The following is a 14,944-nucleotide window of genomic DNA, read 5'->3' on the forward strand; positions in this document are numbered from 1 at the left end:
AGTTTGGCCAAGAACCTTCTTGTGAACCGCTATGGTTAAAACCAGCACGATCAACCTTTGGCCATACTAAATCTTCAAGCTCAGCAGTCCCCTCAGAAGATACTTTGCTCAAATTGCCGCACGCTGCAAGTAACAGACCTGTTGTTACCGCTAATGCCACTCGAGTAAATTTCATTTTCATTTCCTTTTTTTATATATCAAAATGATATAAATACACTTTTATAGATACTATATATACGAATAAAACTATTCGTACTTATCCTAGCCCTGCTAAATCTTACCTTTGTCTGAAATCAATGAAAACCTTTCTTTATTAAAAAGCTTGGTTTTTTTACAATTCCTGACAGTTACCCAGAGAAGTGTTTTTTTCCACACGCTTTGTAACTTTTATGTAAGATGACGAGTACAAGAATCTATTTTGTCTCTATTTTAGCCTTACTACGTAAATCGTTCACATACTGCGTGATTTTTTGAGCCGTCATTTGCTCGCGTAAACGCAATTTAATGCTATCAAAATCAGCCGCTTGTCGAGGACGAATACCAAGCACCTCAATAATATGGTAACCCGCATTAGTTTTAACGGGTGCGGCAATCAATCCTGTTTTATCGCTTTCTGCCACCGCTTTTGCAAACTCTGGCAAATAACGGTTAGCCACTGACCAACCTAAGCTACCACCGTTTTGTGCCGTCGGTGCATCAATAGAAGATTTCTTGGCCGTCTCTTCAAAAGAGGCTTTTTTATTTTTGAGGCGAGTAATGATATTTTTGGCTTCTGTTTCGTCTTTCACCAGAATATGACGAACGTCATACTCTTTTTGTTTGACCAATTCCGCCACGAGTTCATCGTATACCTTTTTCACTTCCTCATCGCTGATTGGGTTTTTGCTTACCCAATCTCTCAATAGCGCATTGATTAAGAGCTCGTCTTTTGCTTGTTCAACTTGCTTGATAAACTCTTCTTTTTCGTTAAGTTTCAGTTTGTTTGCTTCCTGTAAAAGCACGCGACGCGTGATAAGCTCATTTAAGGCCGCTTGTTGTATCTCTGCTGTTTTTTCTTGTCCGATAATAGAGGTCAGCGTATTTTGAAATTCGGCATTAGAAATACTTTGCCCATTAACCGTAGCGACAACCTCTTGTGGGAGTTGAGCATTGGCTAGCACAGTCATGCTAGAAAGTAATGCAGTAATTAATAAACGTTTCATAGTATATCCTTTAAATTGAGGTAGGTACACGAGTATTAACAGCTAGCGCATGGATTGGATACGGAAGCAAATCCGCTACCGCCGAATACACGAGTCGTTGTTGAGCTAATAGCGTTAGCCCTTCAAACTTTTTCGATGTAATCATAACACGAAAATGACTGGCACCACTTTGGTTACCTGAATGTCCTTGATGAAAATGTGATTCATCAATAATCTCTAGATGGATAGGCTCTAAAACTTGCAAACGCTCTTTAATCAGCTGAGTACGGTCTTGATTCATAATCTGGTGATATTAAAAAAATTATCTGAATTAGTATTATAGCGTCTTACAACAAAGACGAATTAAATGGTCTTGAGTGGGTATAAACATTCATACTGGCTTTTCTATTAAAAACACGCTAAGATAGACCACTACATATAAGTCTTTTCGGAATATCAAAATGAATAACATCACATTCCCGCTTTCTAAGCGTGCTACTACAGCGACCAGCTCTGCCATCCGTGAAATCCTTAAAATCACAGAGCGTCCTGATATTATTTCTTTTGCGGGTGGTTTACCCTCACCTGAGGGCTTTCCTATCGCTAAAATTCGCGAAGCCTATGAAACCGTCATGACTCACCACCCTAAAGTAGCACTACAATATGGTCCTACTGAGGGCTATCGCCCGTTACGTGAATGGGTAGTAAGTGACTTTAAAAAGCGTGGTGTAGAAATCACCGTTGATAATGTCCTTATCGTTTCAGGTTCTCAGCAAGCATTAGACTTAATCGGTAAACTGTTTATTGATGAGGGCTCAAAAGTATTGCTCGAATCGCCCTCATATTTAGGTGCCATTCAGTCTTTCAATCAATATGGTCCTGTCTATAACACCATCCCAACAGATGAGGGCGGGTTGATGCCTGAAGGTCTCACCGATGAAATCGCCAAAGCCGCTCGTTTTATTTATGCCTTACCCAACTACCAAAACCCAACGGGGCGTACGTTAAGTTTAGAGCGTCGTATCGCTCTTGTTAAACGCTGTGCGGAGCTTAACTTACCTTTAGTTGAGGATGATCCTTATGGTGAATTACGCTTTGAAGGTGAGGAACTACCAGGCTTATTCGCTTTATCTCAGCAATACGGTGGTACGGTTATTCGTATGGGCTCTTTCTCTAAAGTACTTGCTCCAGGTATGCGTATTGGCTTTATCATTGCCCCTGCGGCTATCATTAGCAAAATGGTACAATTAAAGCAAGCCACGGATTTACATACCGCGTCGATTACGCAAATGGCTGTTTATGAGGCGATTAAGGACGGTTTCTTAGACGAACATCTTCCTAAAGTGCGTGAGCTTTATAAGCGTCAATGTCATTATATGCTTGAAGCACTAGAAGAGCATTTTGCAGGTATTGATGTCAAATGGACTCGCCCTGCTGGTGGTATGTTTATCTGGTTAACTTTCCCTAAAGGTGTCAATACAACAGAACTACTTGCGCGTGCGGTCGAAGAGCAAAAAGTCGCTTATGTACCCGGTCAGCCTTTCTATCCAGCAGCGACTGAGCCAGTGACGAATACATTACGTCTGAGTTTTGTAACCGTACCAGAAGAAAAAATTCGTCAAGGCATCGCTGGTCTTGCTAAACTTTTTAAATAACTCTCTCTCAACCCTCTACGGCTCTTAGCGTCCCCCTCTCTCTGATTCGCTAATGAATCGCGCTAAGAGCCGCTTTTTTTTCAATGAAAAATACCCCTTTTATTGATATTTTCTGCCGAGTCATTGATAACTACGGTGATATTGGTGTTTGCTGGCGTTTTGCTAAAGATCTCCACCATACATTACACATAAATGACACACAAAATACACACAATATTCACACCAAATTTTCAAAAGACAGTCTCTTTCATCAGCTCTTTCAAGCGTCTACTCACCAACCTTATCCCATTCGTTTATGGGTAGATGATCTGGTCAGTTTTGCCAAGATTGAACCAGAACTGATGGCATTATTACCCAGTGTTTCCACAGCAGATACCCCCTCTGTCAATATGAATGAGACCATAGTCACAACAAACTCTACTTTGGATACCGTCGCTACACCTCCCCCTTTTCAAACCCACATTAAGGGGATACACATCATTCATTGGACGCCTCATACGGTTCAGCAATTACTTCTTCATCGGCAACAAGCCATCCATCCAGCGCCTATTGTGATTGAGGCTTTTGGCACAGATTTGGATGAAAGTTTTATTCAAGCGATGCCAGGTCATACGCATTATTGGTTTAATCTTGAGTATTTGAGCGCAGAGGACTGGATAGAAAGCTTTCATGGACAAGCCTCTCCACAAAAAAATGGGGTACCAAAATATTTTTTCTTTCCCGGTTTTACCTCCAAAACCGGCGGACTTATTCGGGAAGTCGATTTGATCAATCGTCTCAGTCATTTTTCTCATGACGACAAAGTACAATGGCTGACACACTATATTCATCCAATGGCAGCTCAAGCTTACGTTGAAAATGCTCGTCTTATCCATCTTTTTTGCTATCCTAGCGCCCCCTTGGCTAGTTTAGTAGAAGCGCTATGTGAAGTCTATGCAACAGACCATCGCCCCACCTTATTGCTTCTAGCGGAAGGGATCTTACCTCATGCCGAACACATATTAGCTGGGTATGTCACTCAAACAGGCGCAGATATTCGTTTACAACGTTTTTCTTTTATTCCTCAGGCGCAATTTGATTATTTACTCAATATCGCTGACTTTAATATCATCCGCGGGGAAGATAGTTTTGTACGTGCTATCTGGTCTGGTCAGCCTTTTTTATGGCACATTTATGAGCAACAAGATGACACTCACTTTGAAAAACTTAAGGCGTGGTTAAATAGCTACCCTCTCCCTCATCCACTAGCTCAATTGCAATACGATTGGAATTACTATGCTGCCTGGAATAATCCTCTGATTAAACCTGCCCCTATTGAAGAAGCCGAAAAAGCAAAGGCCACTCTCCATCAACAATTAGTGCAACACTGGTGCGCGCTTTTTTCTTCTTCATCCTGTATGGACTTCTTCACCACAGACATCTCGTCAAAAAAAATGACATCATTATGGCAAGAAGTTCAAGATTTTCACTTACGCTATCGTGAGGATTTACTGAAAAATCCGACTTTGTCTTTTAGTATGCTCAATTTTCAGGCAAAGCAATCATAAAACGGCTAAAATATCTCTTTTATTCTTCTAACCTGAGGTTCGTTTAATGAAAACCGCTCAAGAATTACGTGTAGGTAATGTGGTAATGGTTGATGGTCAACCACTCGTTGTACAAAAAGCTGAATACAACAAATCTGGTCGTAACGCTGCTGTTGTTAAGTTAAAATTTAAAAACTTATTAACGGCTTCTGGCTCAGAAACAGTTTATAAAGCTGATGAGAAATTTGATGTTGTTATTCTAGACAAAAAAGAATGTACTTATTCTTACTTTGCTGATCCAATGTATGTGTTTATGGACGAAGAATACAACCAACACGACGTTGAAGCAGACAATATGGGTGATGCGCTTAACTTCCTAGAAGAAGGTATGACAGTTGAGGTAGTATTCTACGAAGGTCGTGCTATCTCTGTAGAGTTGCCAACAATTATCGTTCGTGAAATCACGTATACAGAACCTGCTGTTAAAGGTGATACATCAGGTAAAGTAATGAAACCTGCTAAAATCAATACTGGTTTTGAATTAGCTGTGCCTTTATTCTGCAATATCGGCGATAAAATTGAAATCGATACACGTACGAACGAATACCGTTCTCGTGTGATGTAATGTTTAAAACGATTTTAAGTTTTATCTTTGCATTAATCATCGTGGCACTTATTAGTTTAGGTGTCACGATTTTTAGTATCGGTGGCTACCAAGGACTTGATAGCACCATTGCTTGGTCTACACTGAACAGTTTTTTGTACGCTACGGTACACAAACTCGGGGTCGTTGCTGTCGCTTTAGCGATTATTTTTCACCTTATTCCCAAACACTTGCCTCGCCTTATTCTCACTGTCGCTATCAGTGCTCCTTTAGCGATTTTCTATAATTATGCATGGCTTGCTTGGAGTCAAGATGGACAATTACTCACCCAACTGTATGCTCGTGGGATGAGTACTGCACAAATCTTCTCAGAAATCCTACTTTATTACGGTATCTTTGCCGCACTACTGGCTTTAATTGGTGGGATGGTTACCCTGAAATTAACTCGCCATAAAAATAAAAACTGACTTTATCACCTTATTGTCCTTCACGTTTTAAAGCCAGTTTCAATGCGTTTAAGGATAATTTTAATCTCGAAAATTATTAAAACTCAAGGGGGCATCGCTTACTTCTTTTTTCAGTAAAGCAATTACTTCTTGCAATGTATCTCGCTTAGCGCCACTTACACGTACGGTATCCCCCTGGATACTCGCTTGTACTTTAAGTTTGCTATCTTTAATTTGCTTCACAATGCGTTTTGCTAAATCCCCTGTCACGCCCTTACGGATTGTCGCTAACTGCTTGAGCTTATCGCCAGAGATTTTTTCTTGTTTACCGTACTCTAAAAAACGTAAATCCACATGACGTTTAGCCAATTTATTGATTAACACGTCCTTAACTTGATTGACTTTAAAATCATCATCCGCAAAAATCGTTAATTCAAATTCTTTTTGTTCAATACGAGCATCAGACCCCTTAAAATCAAAACGAGTAGAAATCTCTTTATTGGCTTGATCTACTGCATTACGCACTTCAATCATATCCGCTTCGCTAACCACGTCAAATGATGGCATTTTTTATCCTCTTTTAAAAAATGAATACGTTCATTATACCCTCAAAACACTTGTTACTTATTAAAGTATTTACGTGCCTTATTCACAATCTTTTACGCTTGTCTTATAGAAGAACCACCCTATATTCTTTACAATAAGCGATAAGGCACAACTCAACGCTTGCCAATAAGTATTTGCTTAACATCAGCATTTCTCGCTTTTTATTAATTTACATCTTTTAAGGATTTTAAAATGAGCGCATTCAATATCTTAGAACAATTATTAGGTAAAGGTACCGGTGGTTTACTCGGTGATTTACAGCAACAAGCGCGCGAGAAATTTGGTCAAGCAACTCAGTCTGACCGCTTTAACCAAGCACAAGCTAAAGGGGCTGATATTTTTAATCAAATTAAAAATGCGACCACCGGTACAAGCTCTGTCTTGACTTCGGGTGATAAGACCGGTTTAGCGGCAGGTGCATTAGCCGTTTTATTGGGTCAAAAAACCGATAGTAGTCTGGCTAAACTAGGGGGCATGGCTGCTTTGGGGACGATTGCATTTAAAGCTTTTCAACGCTGGCAAGAACAGCAAGCTGCTATGGGGACTCCGTCAACAGAAACGATTCATCGTGCTCCAGGTGCTGTCCCTCCTGCTCAGATTCCAGCGCCTAGCCTTGATAATGCAGTATCGGCAGAAACCGAACAAGTGAGTCGTGCACTACTGGTTGCGATGATTGCTGCCGCTAAGGCAGATGGTCATATCCAAGAGGACGAAAAAGCACAATTAGATCAACATCTGGCTCAACTTACTGATGCTCAAGACTGTGCTTGGTTCCAAGCAGAAATTAATCGTCCTGTCGACCCTAGCTATGTAGCGAGTTATGCAAACAATACGCATCTCGCCGCTCAAATGTATGCATTGAGTATTGCCATGTGTAATAATCAAAACTTTATGGAAAAAGCCTATTTAGAGGAATTGGCTAAGCAACTCAACCTTGAGGCTTCTCTTAAACAAGAGATTGAGCGTCAAGTGACGCGCTAAACGACCTTATCCCCCTAAAACCACGTTTGCCCTCTCCATAAAAGGGCATCCGTGGCATTAACGACGCTATGCCTTAAGTTGTGCATATAATCGGCACGCATTGAGTAACATAGCTTCTTGCCGATAAGGTTTGTCACTATGTAGGGGTAACATAGATAAAAATAGCAAAATTGTCACTGCCATGATTTGTGCATTATCAATCCCCTCAATAAATGGTCTGGCTAAAAATACCTGCTGAATAGCTAGCAAACGTTCATCAAGCGTAAATCTTATGGTAGATCCTAAGTCCTCTGATCTTTCGATGACAAACGCATCCGCTATAATAAAGTCATATAAGCCAATCACTGAGTGATGCAATTTAGCTAAGTCATACACTTGATTACCATAAATACTCAACTCTTGCTGATGCGTGAGCCCTCGTGGGTCAATCACCTTAATTGTATCCGCTCGTGAATCAAACAAAATATTGCTAAAACATAAATCACCATGGCAAATAGCGGGAATCACGGGTAAGGTCAACGCTCTATCAATACAATCTTGCGCAATCTCACGTAATGATGGCAAGATTTTCCCATCATAATGTAATGGGGTATCCAATGTCATATGGCTCTGATGGGCATATTCAGCTAAACGCGTATAGGTTTTATCTACATACAAGGCTCGGGCATCCTGATCAATCCTCTCTAGCGATTGTTGCGCTGGAAAGAGTCTTCGACTCTCGCTCATATACTGTCCAATAAGCGCAAAAAGCTTTTCCCAAAAGGCGACTGGATTTCTACCATGAACCAAAATTTCATTTAAGGGCAATAAAGGCAAATATTCTGTTTCATAAAAAAAATGATGGTCTGATGTTGTACCCGTTTGAATCAGCTGAGGAATATAACGCTTTAACGCCGCAGGAATCTGCGTTAGCCAATAAGCTTCTGCTTCTATCTTGCGAGTCAATACGCCTGACTTCCACACAACGCCTTGGCTTATTTTTAAGGTATTAAACACCCGTTGTGTTGTAATAGCAGAACGTGAACGAAAATAGGTATTAATATGCCCTAAGTCATACCACTCATTCATTTGAGGGTAATCAATGTGTGCTTGCTGCGCGGCATAATAGTGTACGGCAGCGACAAAATTATGCTCTTTAGCAACCAATGCCGCCAAAAACTGTGGCGCCTCACTAAAGGAGAAATAACCACACCAGGCGAGTTTACGCTCTGTTGGATGGCTCCATTCCCACTCATAATTGTCTTGTGTATTGCCCAACGCAATACAATCCTCTTCCATAGGAAATTGCTTGAGTAAGGTATCTCCATGAAGTAATCGTAAGGGAGAATGCTGAATACCTACCTTTGTTACGCTGTACGTAATCGCCTTTCCCAACGAGATACCTTCGGGGACAAAGATTACCTCCAGAGATAATGTATGAATCAAAAAGACTTCCATCAGATTCAGGCGATACCCCTCAGGCAATGAAAGATAGATAGGCTCCTGGTCACCGAATGCCTGACGTAAGGCTTTTACCTGATAATAAAGAAGTTTATGATTCCCAATGGGTAAAAAACAAGGTGGTATAGCCCCTAACTCATTCCTAAACTCTGCATTAACATAAGCCGCTGAATTAATTAGTATCATGCCTTTTTCCTAAAACGTCATTCTTGCCAACTGTTGCTGATATTCTTCGGGCGTTCCACAAAATTGCATATCCATCGCATTGATTAAATCGTAGTAAACAACGCCTTTCTCTGCAATCAAGGCATTATATAAAGGAGCAATATAAAACTCGTTTTTAATAGTCTGCCCCTGTTCTTTTGCCTGCAAAAATAACCGCTCAAATAAGGCTTTATTCTTAAAGTAATATAAACCGTTACTACATAAATCTGAAATACGTTCTTTCTCTGTGGTTTGAATCACATTCTTTGAGTAGGCATCTGCCTGTACAAAGGACCAATGCTCTCCCTCTCCTTTAAAAACTTGTAGATAACCATCACAATTCTCTACCCAACTTGGTTTTATAAAGGTATTAATTTGGGAGTCAATATTAAAAATGTACAAGCCCTCATCGCTTTTTATGTCACGCAGACCTTGATAAACCGTATCCGCTTGACCCTGTGTCGGTTCATCTAAACACACTAAGGTATAATCCACGATACCTAATCGAGCAATTTCTGTTTCTAAAAAAGCAGCGGTATCATTCATTTGACGATAAATAAAGACAAATTTATCCGTCGTGAAATAATTTTCAAAAGAACGTACAGACCATCCAAATACCGTTTCCCCATGGAGAGAAAGTTGATACTTAGGAAGAGTATACCCTGCTTGGGAAAAACGTGAGCTCAACCCCGCCATAGGAATAATAAACATATGCAATCCTGTTTAAAAAGTTATCTTATTGTAGTTGTTGACAAAATACGCTCAAAGCGATGCGAAGTTGCTCCCGACATTGCGCCATATCTTGTATAGATAAGCACGATAATCGACCGATATTACCCTCCAACACAAAATCCGAAAAATAAGGCTGAAACTGTAAGGCCCACTCCGCCCCACTAAAACGCTCAAATGTTTTGATGGTTAACTGTTGTCCTTGTAGTAGCATATCAAGCGCATATGTTTTATTTTGGTAAAACACATCCAAGACAAGTGTATTCCCCTGCCAAGTAGAGATTTTAAACGGATGGGATAATTGACCTATTTGATGAGTCATCATCTCCTTAAACTCTCCAAACAATACAATATATTGATAATGCTCTCTCAGTTTTTGTTCAATCTGAGGGATAAGGTTTTTGGCGATAGCCGATGCCACCAAACTGGTATTTTCTTCATCCACAAAGGTATATTTCCACGAACTACTCTGAGCAATATCCTGCGCTAAGCCTTCAGATAATCGAGCAACAATTCTAGAAAAAGGTCGTACTGGATGAATGACTTGGTTACGAGGGCGCATTATCTGGTGCTGTGGCATACAAAACCAATAATGACAACTAAAATTCATCAAGGCACCAGGAAACAACTCGTCTAAGCCCTTAACACTAAATCCTTCTCGCATAAGCGTCGGTACCACTAAAGATTCATCATTAGGGAAATGAACACCTATAGGATTATTATCAAAAACCAAGGCGCCTTTTTCTTGATACAATACAGAAAGTTTTTGGCGCTCCTGTAAACATCTATCAATGGCGGCCGCCGATAATCGGTTAAATGAAAATACACAACCATAGGCATTGCCATTGACTAAACCGACTAACTCAGCCGACTTATACCAATAATCCTCTTTTGACAATACTCGAAATGCCGATAATAAGGCATCGGCATGATCATTTTCTGTTTGCGCAAAAAATGTACGCACATCATCAAACGTCAACCCCACATCGGGGTCGGTTAACCAATAAAAGTCAGCCTTTACCTGCTCTCGAAATGCATAATAAAAATAATCTCCACATAACCAACCAATCCCCGCATTAAAATGGTTGTAATGCAACAGCTGATGCTGACAAATAAACTCATCATTCCAACTAATCTTATTCACATAATCCGGTGTAGGTACCACACCCCCGGTTTCGTTCATGATGACAAAAATTTTATCTGCCGGAAAGGCTAATAATAATTTTTGATACATCTTCTCTTCTTCTAATGTCCATGTATGGGTTCTAATGCCAATAACTGTATTAGGTTTCATATCAAGTTATAACCATGCTGATTTTTTAAATTTGTGAAACAAGAAGCCACAAACGCCACCCATTATCCCAAGTACCAATGGATAACCAAACTTCCACTGTAATTCAGGCATATAGGCAAAATTCATTCCATAAATTCCGGCGACGGCAGTAGGAACGGCAAGAATCGCCGCCCATGCGGCAAGTTTTTTAGTAATATCGGTCTGGTGCGATTGTCCAATCATCAAACTGGCTTCAAACGCAAAGGCCAGTGCTTCATGTAATGCATGAATCTGCTCATCAATACGCGCTATTCGATCGGATACAATCGTGAAATAAGCTCTAGAGTCTGGTTCAATAATCGGGCTATTCATCACCGCAATTTTGCGACAAATTTCGACCATTGGCGTAATAGAGGTACGAATACGCAATAAATCACGACGTTGCTTATAGAGTTTACGAATATCCGTTTCTCTAAATCCTCGCAACATCATCTTCTGTTCTACCTGGTTGACTTCCACCTCTAAACGTGACGCTAAGGCGGAAAAACTATCCACAAATACGTCTAAAATTTCAGCCACTACAAAATCTGAGCCTCGAGCAATTAATTCGGGACAAGACTCTAATCGCTCACGTAAAGAGCTATTGGTCATTGCCCCTCCTCGACGTACAGTCAAGACAAAGCCCACACCAAAAATCATCTGCATTTCGCCGAAAACGAGTTTCTTATTCTGTTTGGTAATGGTCACCGCGACTAACTGAATATAATTACCATAATCAATGACTTTTGGCTTACGGTGTAATTCGAGAATCTCCTGTGCCGCTTCATCAATGATAGATAAATCCTTACAAACCTTTTTCAACTCTTCAGGACTAGGGTCTTTTAGACCCACCCATAATAGACGGGATGAATCTTTTTTATAACCCGATAATTTATCCAGAGGAACAGATTCACGTTTCTTACCATGGACATATTCGACAGAAGCCACCAATCCTGTACTCGTCTCTTTGCTTTTGGTCTTTTTCTCTACTGATTGTCCATCACCAACTACTACATCACGCTCATGGCTATCTTCACTAATCGATGCTGACGCCAATTCTTCTGAATCCGCATAATCATTTGCTTGATCTTCACTCTCTTGATCAATGATACTATCTAACTCTTCAGAGCCATGTTCTTCTGTAAACTGTTCGACAACCTGTTGTAACTGCTCTTGTGCTTGCTCTAGCTCATATTCTGCTTCTTCAATACGTTCTCGTGCTTCTTGCATTTCTTTTAGGCGTTCGATTTTTTGACGTTCTAGTTTTCCCTCTTCGCTATGCATCAGCTTCTCCTAGGATAAAAGTATTGAATTTATCTCTCGCCGTCATTATAAAACGAATGTCTTACATAAATATATATCTATCAACAAGCTACTTTCAAAAAAATAAAAAATGACTAATGGGTACGACACCCATTAGCCATTTTAAATGTTAAGTCATCACGTTAAGATTATACTTGATAGTCCTGTAGTGCACGTGCAATAACAATCTTTTGAACCTCACTCGTACCCTCATAAATCTGCGTAATACGAGCATCACGGTAGTAACGCTGCACTGCATAATCCTCAAGAAAACCATAGCCACCATGAATTTGAATCGCCATACTACATACTCGCTCACACATTTCGGAAGCGAATAACTTGGCTTGTGAGGCTTGTGAAAGACTTGGGATACCACGGTCTTTTAAAGAAGCCGCATGTAGCACCAATAAACGAGCAGCCTCAATCTGTGTATGCATCTCTGCTAGCATATTGGCAATACTTTGATGCTGTGCCAGAGGCTTACCAAATTGTGTACGCTCATTCGCATACTTTAAAGCACTTTCAAACGCCGCACGAGCAATGCCCACCGCTTGCGCTGCGATACCCACACGACCATTTTCTAAGTTAGCTAAAGCAATCGCTAAACCCTTGCCACGCTCACCGAGTAAGTTTTCTTCAGGAATGCGACAGTTTTCTAGTGTAATAGCACATGTATCTGAGGCTTTAATCCCTAATTTATGCTCTACACGGCTGACAATATAACCGGGATTATCTGTGGGTACTAAAAACGCTGAAATACCCTTTTTACCTAAGTCAGGATCTGTGACAGCAAACACAATCGCTAAGCCAGCACGCTTGCCATTGGTCACAAATTGCTTAGCACCATTGAGTACCCATTCACCATTTTCAAGGGTAGCACGGCATTTTAACGCACTCGCATCAGATCCCGCTTGAGGTTCAGTAAGACAAAAGCTACCAATCACCTTCCCTGCACACATATCAGCAAGCCATTTTTGCTTCTGCGCCTCATTACCTGCTTTTAATAAAGTGCCACAACAAACTGAACTATGTACACTCATCATCGTAGACATCGCTGCATCAGCGGCGGCAATTTCTTCCACCGCTAGTGCATAAGACACATAATCAATAAACGAGCCACCCTCTGTATCAGGAACAGTCATTCCCAATAAACCCAGTTCACCCATTTGAGCAATCGCCGCATCCCCTAACCAACCTTCTTTTTCCCATTGTTCGGCATTGGGAGCAATTTCATTTTTAGCAAAATCACGCGCCATATCGCGAATCATTTGTTGCTCTTCGCTTAATTGCGTTGTAAACATAATCTGTCCTTTATTTGAATCTCAATCCTATCACTCTGAAAGAAATCTATGCTTTTTGTAGCATTTTGATGATGGCAGAAAAGTCCAAACCACCCTGTCCTTGGTTACTAAAGGTTTGATAAAGTTGTTGGGCTGTTGCACCTAGTGTCACAGGGGCTTTGGCTACTTTGGCAGCCTCTGTTGCTAACCCTAAGTCTTTGAGCATCAAATCGGCTCCAAAACCACCCGTATACTCACGCGAAGCTGGTGCTGTTTCAACAACTCCCGGATATGGGTTATACACTTCTGAGCTCCAACAACGCCCCGAAGAGGTATTAATAATACCAGCAAGAATCTTAGGATCCATACCCAACGATACGCCTAAGTTCATCGCCTCTGCCGTGCCTATCATACTAATACCCAACAGCATATTATTCGCAATTTTGGCAACTTGACCATTACCTGTGCCACCACAATAGACGATGTTTTTACCCATATTTTCTAAGATAGGTTTAACACGTGCAAAATCCTCTTCGCTACCACCCACCATAAAAGTTAAGGTGCCCGCTTGCGCCCCCCCTGTACCACCTGATACAGGGGCATCCACCATCGCATTGCCTTGTTTTTGGGCTGCTGCTGACACCTCACGTGCTGTTTGTGGATCAATCGTCGACGAATCAATTAATAACACCGTTTTTTTAACTGTTGATAAAATACCATTTTCACCTAGGTATACAGAGCGTACATGCGCAGATGCTGGCAACATCGTCACCAACATATCAATATCTTGCGCAGCAACTTCGGCTGGACTAGCAAATGCCTTAGCGCCCGCCTCGGTCAATTTCTGTACTGAAGCTGGAACTAAATCAAATACCGATAATTGATGACCTGCTTTGACAAGATTTAACGCCATTGGGCCACCCATATTACCTAAACCAATAAAACCGATTTTCATTATTGTCTCCTCAATAAATAATATGTCGAATCATCGTCATAGTAACGCTCTTCTTTGATGAAGAATGTCATCTAGTAGACAGTTTATCGACTTTTGATGTGCTTAGTTATACCTTACTTTTACGTAAACTGCCATTAGGGAAATCTTTTAGATATGACATCATTTAACAAAAAAGACTACAATTCAGAGAATGTCAATCTACTTCTAATCGCCGTACTACTACTTTACTTAACAAATGAAATTATCTCTGCTTGGTGTGATACTCATAGGTATAAGCTTATCTCAGCCTGTTCATGCTCAACAATTTTTACAATGTAAAGTCGTCAATGTGGCTGACGGTGATACGATTACGTGCTTAGAAAATCGCACTCCACATAAGATTCGTTTAGACGGGATTGATGCACCAGAGCGCAAGCAAGCATTTGGACGCAAAGCGCAACAAATCCTTTCTGCGCGTATTATTCACAAGCATCTACGCATACGCCTCTATAATAAAGATCGCTACGGTCGTTTTATCGGTACGCTTTATGATCAACACCAAGATATTAATGCTTGGATGATTGAGCAAGGCTATGCGTGGGCCTATCGTAAATATCTAGGAGAGCACAATCAGCACTATCTCTCGCTAGAAAATGAAGCTCGTCAGAACAAGCGAGGACTATGGATAGACGGCGAACGAGCTATCTATCCATCAGACTTTCGTAAACAAAAAAATTAGCCAAA

At 40.8% G+C, this 14,944-nt stretch carries 15 protein-coding genes; 6 read left to right on the top strand and 9 right to left on the bottom strand.

Features of this window, described 5'->3' with window-relative positions; genetic code table 11:
* Positions 1-413: 413 nt before the first annotated feature.
* Together HKX39_RS06175 and HKX39_RS06180 are read right to left on the bottom strand one after the other, a co-directional pair.
* On the bottom strand, positions 414-1,202 hold the full coding sequence (locus HKX39_RS06175; protein ID WP_171680461.1) for a peptidylprolyl isomerase: 789 nt from the start codon (positions 1,200-1,202) through the stop codon (positions 414-416).
* A gap of 10 nt (positions 1,203-1,212) precedes the next feature.
* Positions 1,213-1,482: a BolA family protein gene (locus HKX39_RS06180; RefSeq protein WP_171680462.1), complete on the bottom strand. Its 270-nt coding sequence runs from the start codon at positions 1,480-1,482 to the stop codon at positions 1,213-1,215.
* A gap of 160 nt (positions 1,483-1,642) precedes the next feature.
* Between HKX39_RS06180 and HKX39_RS06185 the strand changes: the two genes are divergently transcribed.
* The 4 genes from HKX39_RS06185 to HKX39_RS06200 all read left to right on the top strand — a co-directional run bounded on the left by HKX39_RS06185 (position 1,643) and on the right by HKX39_RS06200 (position 5,433).
* Positions 1,643-2,836: an aminotransferase-like domain-containing protein gene (locus tag HKX39_RS06185; protein ID WP_171680463.1), complete on the top strand. Its 1,194-nt coding sequence runs from the start codon at positions 1,643-1,645 to the stop codon at positions 2,834-2,836.
* An 83-nt stretch (positions 2,837-2,919) separates the two neighbouring features.
* Positions 2,920-4,383, top strand: coding sequence for an elongation factor P maturation arginine rhamnosyltransferase EarP (locus HKX39_RS06190; protein ID WP_171680464.1), 1,464 nt, complete (start codon positions 2,920-2,922; stop codon positions 4,381-4,383).
* 46 nt (positions 4,384-4,429) lie between these two features.
* The gene (gene efp, locus HKX39_RS06195) at positions 4,430-4,987 is read left to right on the top strand and encodes an elongation factor P (RefSeq protein WP_171680465.1); all 558 of its coding nucleotides are present in this window, start codon (positions 4,430-4,432) and stop codon (positions 4,985-4,987) included.
* On the top strand, positions 4,987-5,433 hold the full coding sequence (locus tag HKX39_RS06200) for a hypothetical protein (protein WP_171680466.1): 447 nt from the start codon (positions 4,987-4,989) through the stop codon (positions 5,431-5,433). The genes efp and HKX39_RS06200 overlap by 1 nt, the downstream gene beginning before the upstream one ends.
* A gap of 60 nt (positions 5,434-5,493) precedes the next feature.
* Here HKX39_RS06200 and HKX39_RS06205 read toward each other — a convergent pair whose 3' ends face one another.
* Positions 5,494-5,979, bottom strand: coding sequence for a YajQ family cyclic di-GMP-binding protein (locus HKX39_RS06205; protein ID WP_171680467.1), 486 nt, complete (start codon positions 5,977-5,979; stop codon positions 5,494-5,496).
* Positions 5,980-6,210: 231 nt separating this feature from the next.
* Between HKX39_RS06205 and HKX39_RS06210 the strand changes: the two genes are divergently transcribed.
* Positions 6,211-6,999 carry a tellurite resistance TerB family protein gene (locus tag HKX39_RS06210; RefSeq protein WP_171680468.1) on the top strand — a complete coding sequence of 263 codons (789 nt, stop codon included), beginning with the start codon at positions 6,211-6,213 and terminating at the stop codon, positions 6,997-6,999.
* 66 nt (positions 7,000-7,065) lie between these two features.
* Here HKX39_RS06210 and HKX39_RS06215 read toward each other — a convergent pair whose 3' ends face one another.
* The 6 genes from HKX39_RS06215 to mmsB all read right to left on the bottom strand — a co-directional run bounded on the left by HKX39_RS06215 (position 7,066) and on the right by mmsB (position 14,221).
* Positions 7,066-8,625: a phosphotransferase gene (locus tag HKX39_RS06215; protein ID WP_171680469.1), complete on the bottom strand. Its 1,560-nt coding sequence runs from the start codon at positions 8,623-8,625 to the stop codon at positions 7,066-7,068.
* Positions 8,626-8,634: 9 nt separating this feature from the next.
* Positions 8,635-9,354 (bottom strand): glycosyltransferase family 2 protein, encoded by a 720-nt coding sequence (locus tag HKX39_RS06220; protein WP_171680470.1) that lies wholly within the window; start codon positions 9,352-9,354, stop codon positions 8,635-8,637.
* A gap of 25 nt (positions 9,355-9,379) precedes the next feature.
* Positions 9,380-10,666, bottom strand: a complete 1,287-nt coding sequence (locus HKX39_RS06225; RefSeq protein WP_171680471.1) for a hypothetical protein — start codon at positions 10,664-10,666, stop codon at positions 9,380-9,382.
* Positions 10,667-10,672: 6 nt separating this feature from the next.
* Positions 10,673-11,968: a magnesium and cobalt transport protein CorA gene (locus HKX39_RS06230; protein ID WP_343043421.1), complete on the bottom strand. Its 1,296-nt coding sequence runs from the start codon at positions 11,966-11,968 to the stop codon at positions 10,673-10,675.
* A 167-nt stretch (positions 11,969-12,135) separates the two neighbouring features.
* Entirely contained in the window at positions 12,136-13,287 is a 1,152-nt protein-coding gene (locus HKX39_RS06235; RefSeq protein WP_171680472.1) for an acyl-CoA dehydrogenase family protein, read from the bottom strand.
* 46 nt (positions 13,288-13,333) lie between these two features.
* Positions 13,334-14,221, bottom strand: a complete 888-nt coding sequence (mmsB, locus tag HKX39_RS06240) for a 3-hydroxyisobutyrate dehydrogenase (RefSeq protein WP_171680473.1) — start codon at positions 14,219-14,221, stop codon at positions 13,334-13,336.
* Positions 14,222-14,456: 235 nt separating this feature from the next.
* On the opposite strand from mmsB, the gene HKX39_RS06245 reads away from it, so the two are divergent.
* Entirely contained in the window at positions 14,457-14,939 is a 483-nt protein-coding gene (locus tag HKX39_RS06245) for a thermonuclease family protein (protein ID WP_171680474.1), read from the top strand.
* The last annotated feature ends 5 nt before the right edge of the window (positions 14,940-14,944 follow it).

Origin of the sequence: Pelistega suis, from assembly GCF_013133795.1 — a bacterium.
Lineage (GTDB): Bacteria > Pseudomonadota > Gammaproteobacteria > Burkholderiales > Burkholderiaceae_B > Taylorella > Taylorella suis.

What these genes read in the sequence shown, in the direction of transcription:
- HKX39_RS06185 (WP_171680463.1), top strand. Translation starts at nt 1,643, where the DNA reads ATGAATAACATCACATTCCCGCTTTCTAAGCGTGCTACTACAGCGACC.
- HKX39_RS06200 (WP_171680466.1), top strand. Translation starts at nt 4,987, where the DNA reads ATGTTTAAAACGATTTTAAGTTTTATCTTTGCATTAATCATCGTGGCA.
- HKX39_RS06175 (WP_171680461.1), bottom strand. Translation starts at nt 1,202, where the DNA reads ATGAAACGTTTATTAATTACTGCATTACTTTCTAGCATGACTGTGCTA.
- HKX39_RS06245 (WP_171680474.1), top strand. Translation starts at nt 14,457, where the DNA reads ATGAAATTATCTCTGCTTGGTGTGATACTCATAGGTATAAGCTTATCT.
- HKX39_RS06215 (WP_171680469.1), bottom strand. Translation starts at nt 8,625, where the DNA reads ATGATACTAATTAATTCAGCGGCTTATGTTAATGCAGAGTTTAGGAAT.
- HKX39_RS06225 (WP_171680471.1), bottom strand. Translation starts at nt 10,666, where the DNA reads ATGAAACCTAATACAGTTATTGGCATTAGAACCCATACATGGACATTA.
- efp (WP_171680465.1), top strand. Translation starts at nt 4,430, where the DNA reads ATGAAAACCGCTCAAGAATTACGTGTAGGTAATGTGGTAATGGTTGAT.
- HKX39_RS06220 (WP_171680470.1), bottom strand. Translation starts at nt 9,354, where the DNA reads ATGTTTATTATTCCTATGGCGGGGTTGAGCTCACGTTTTTCCCAAGCA.
- HKX39_RS06180 (WP_171680462.1), bottom strand. Translation starts at nt 1,482, where the DNA reads ATGAATCAAGACCGTACTCAGCTGATTAAAGAGCGTTTGCAAGTTTTA.
- HKX39_RS06210 (WP_171680468.1), top strand. Translation starts at nt 6,211, where the DNA reads ATGAGCGCATTCAATATCTTAGAACAATTATTAGGTAAAGGTACCGGT.
- HKX39_RS06190 (WP_171680464.1), top strand. Translation starts at nt 2,920, where the DNA reads ATGAAAAATACCCCTTTTATTGATATTTTCTGCCGAGTCATTGATAAC.
- HKX39_RS06230 (WP_343043421.1), bottom strand. Translation starts at nt 11,968, where the DNA reads ATGCATAGCGAAGAGGGAAAACTAGAACGTCAAAAAATCGAACGCCTA.
- HKX39_RS06205 (WP_171680467.1), bottom strand. Translation starts at nt 5,979, where the DNA reads ATGCCATCATTTGACGTGGTTAGCGAAGCGGATATGATTGAAGTGCGT.
- HKX39_RS06235 (WP_171680472.1), bottom strand. Translation starts at nt 13,287, where the DNA reads ATGTTTACAACGCAATTAAGCGAAGAGCAACAAATGATTCGCGATATG.
- mmsB (WP_171680473.1), bottom strand. Translation starts at nt 14,221, where the DNA reads ATGAAAATCGGTTTTATTGGTTTAGGTAATATGGGTGGCCCAATGGCG.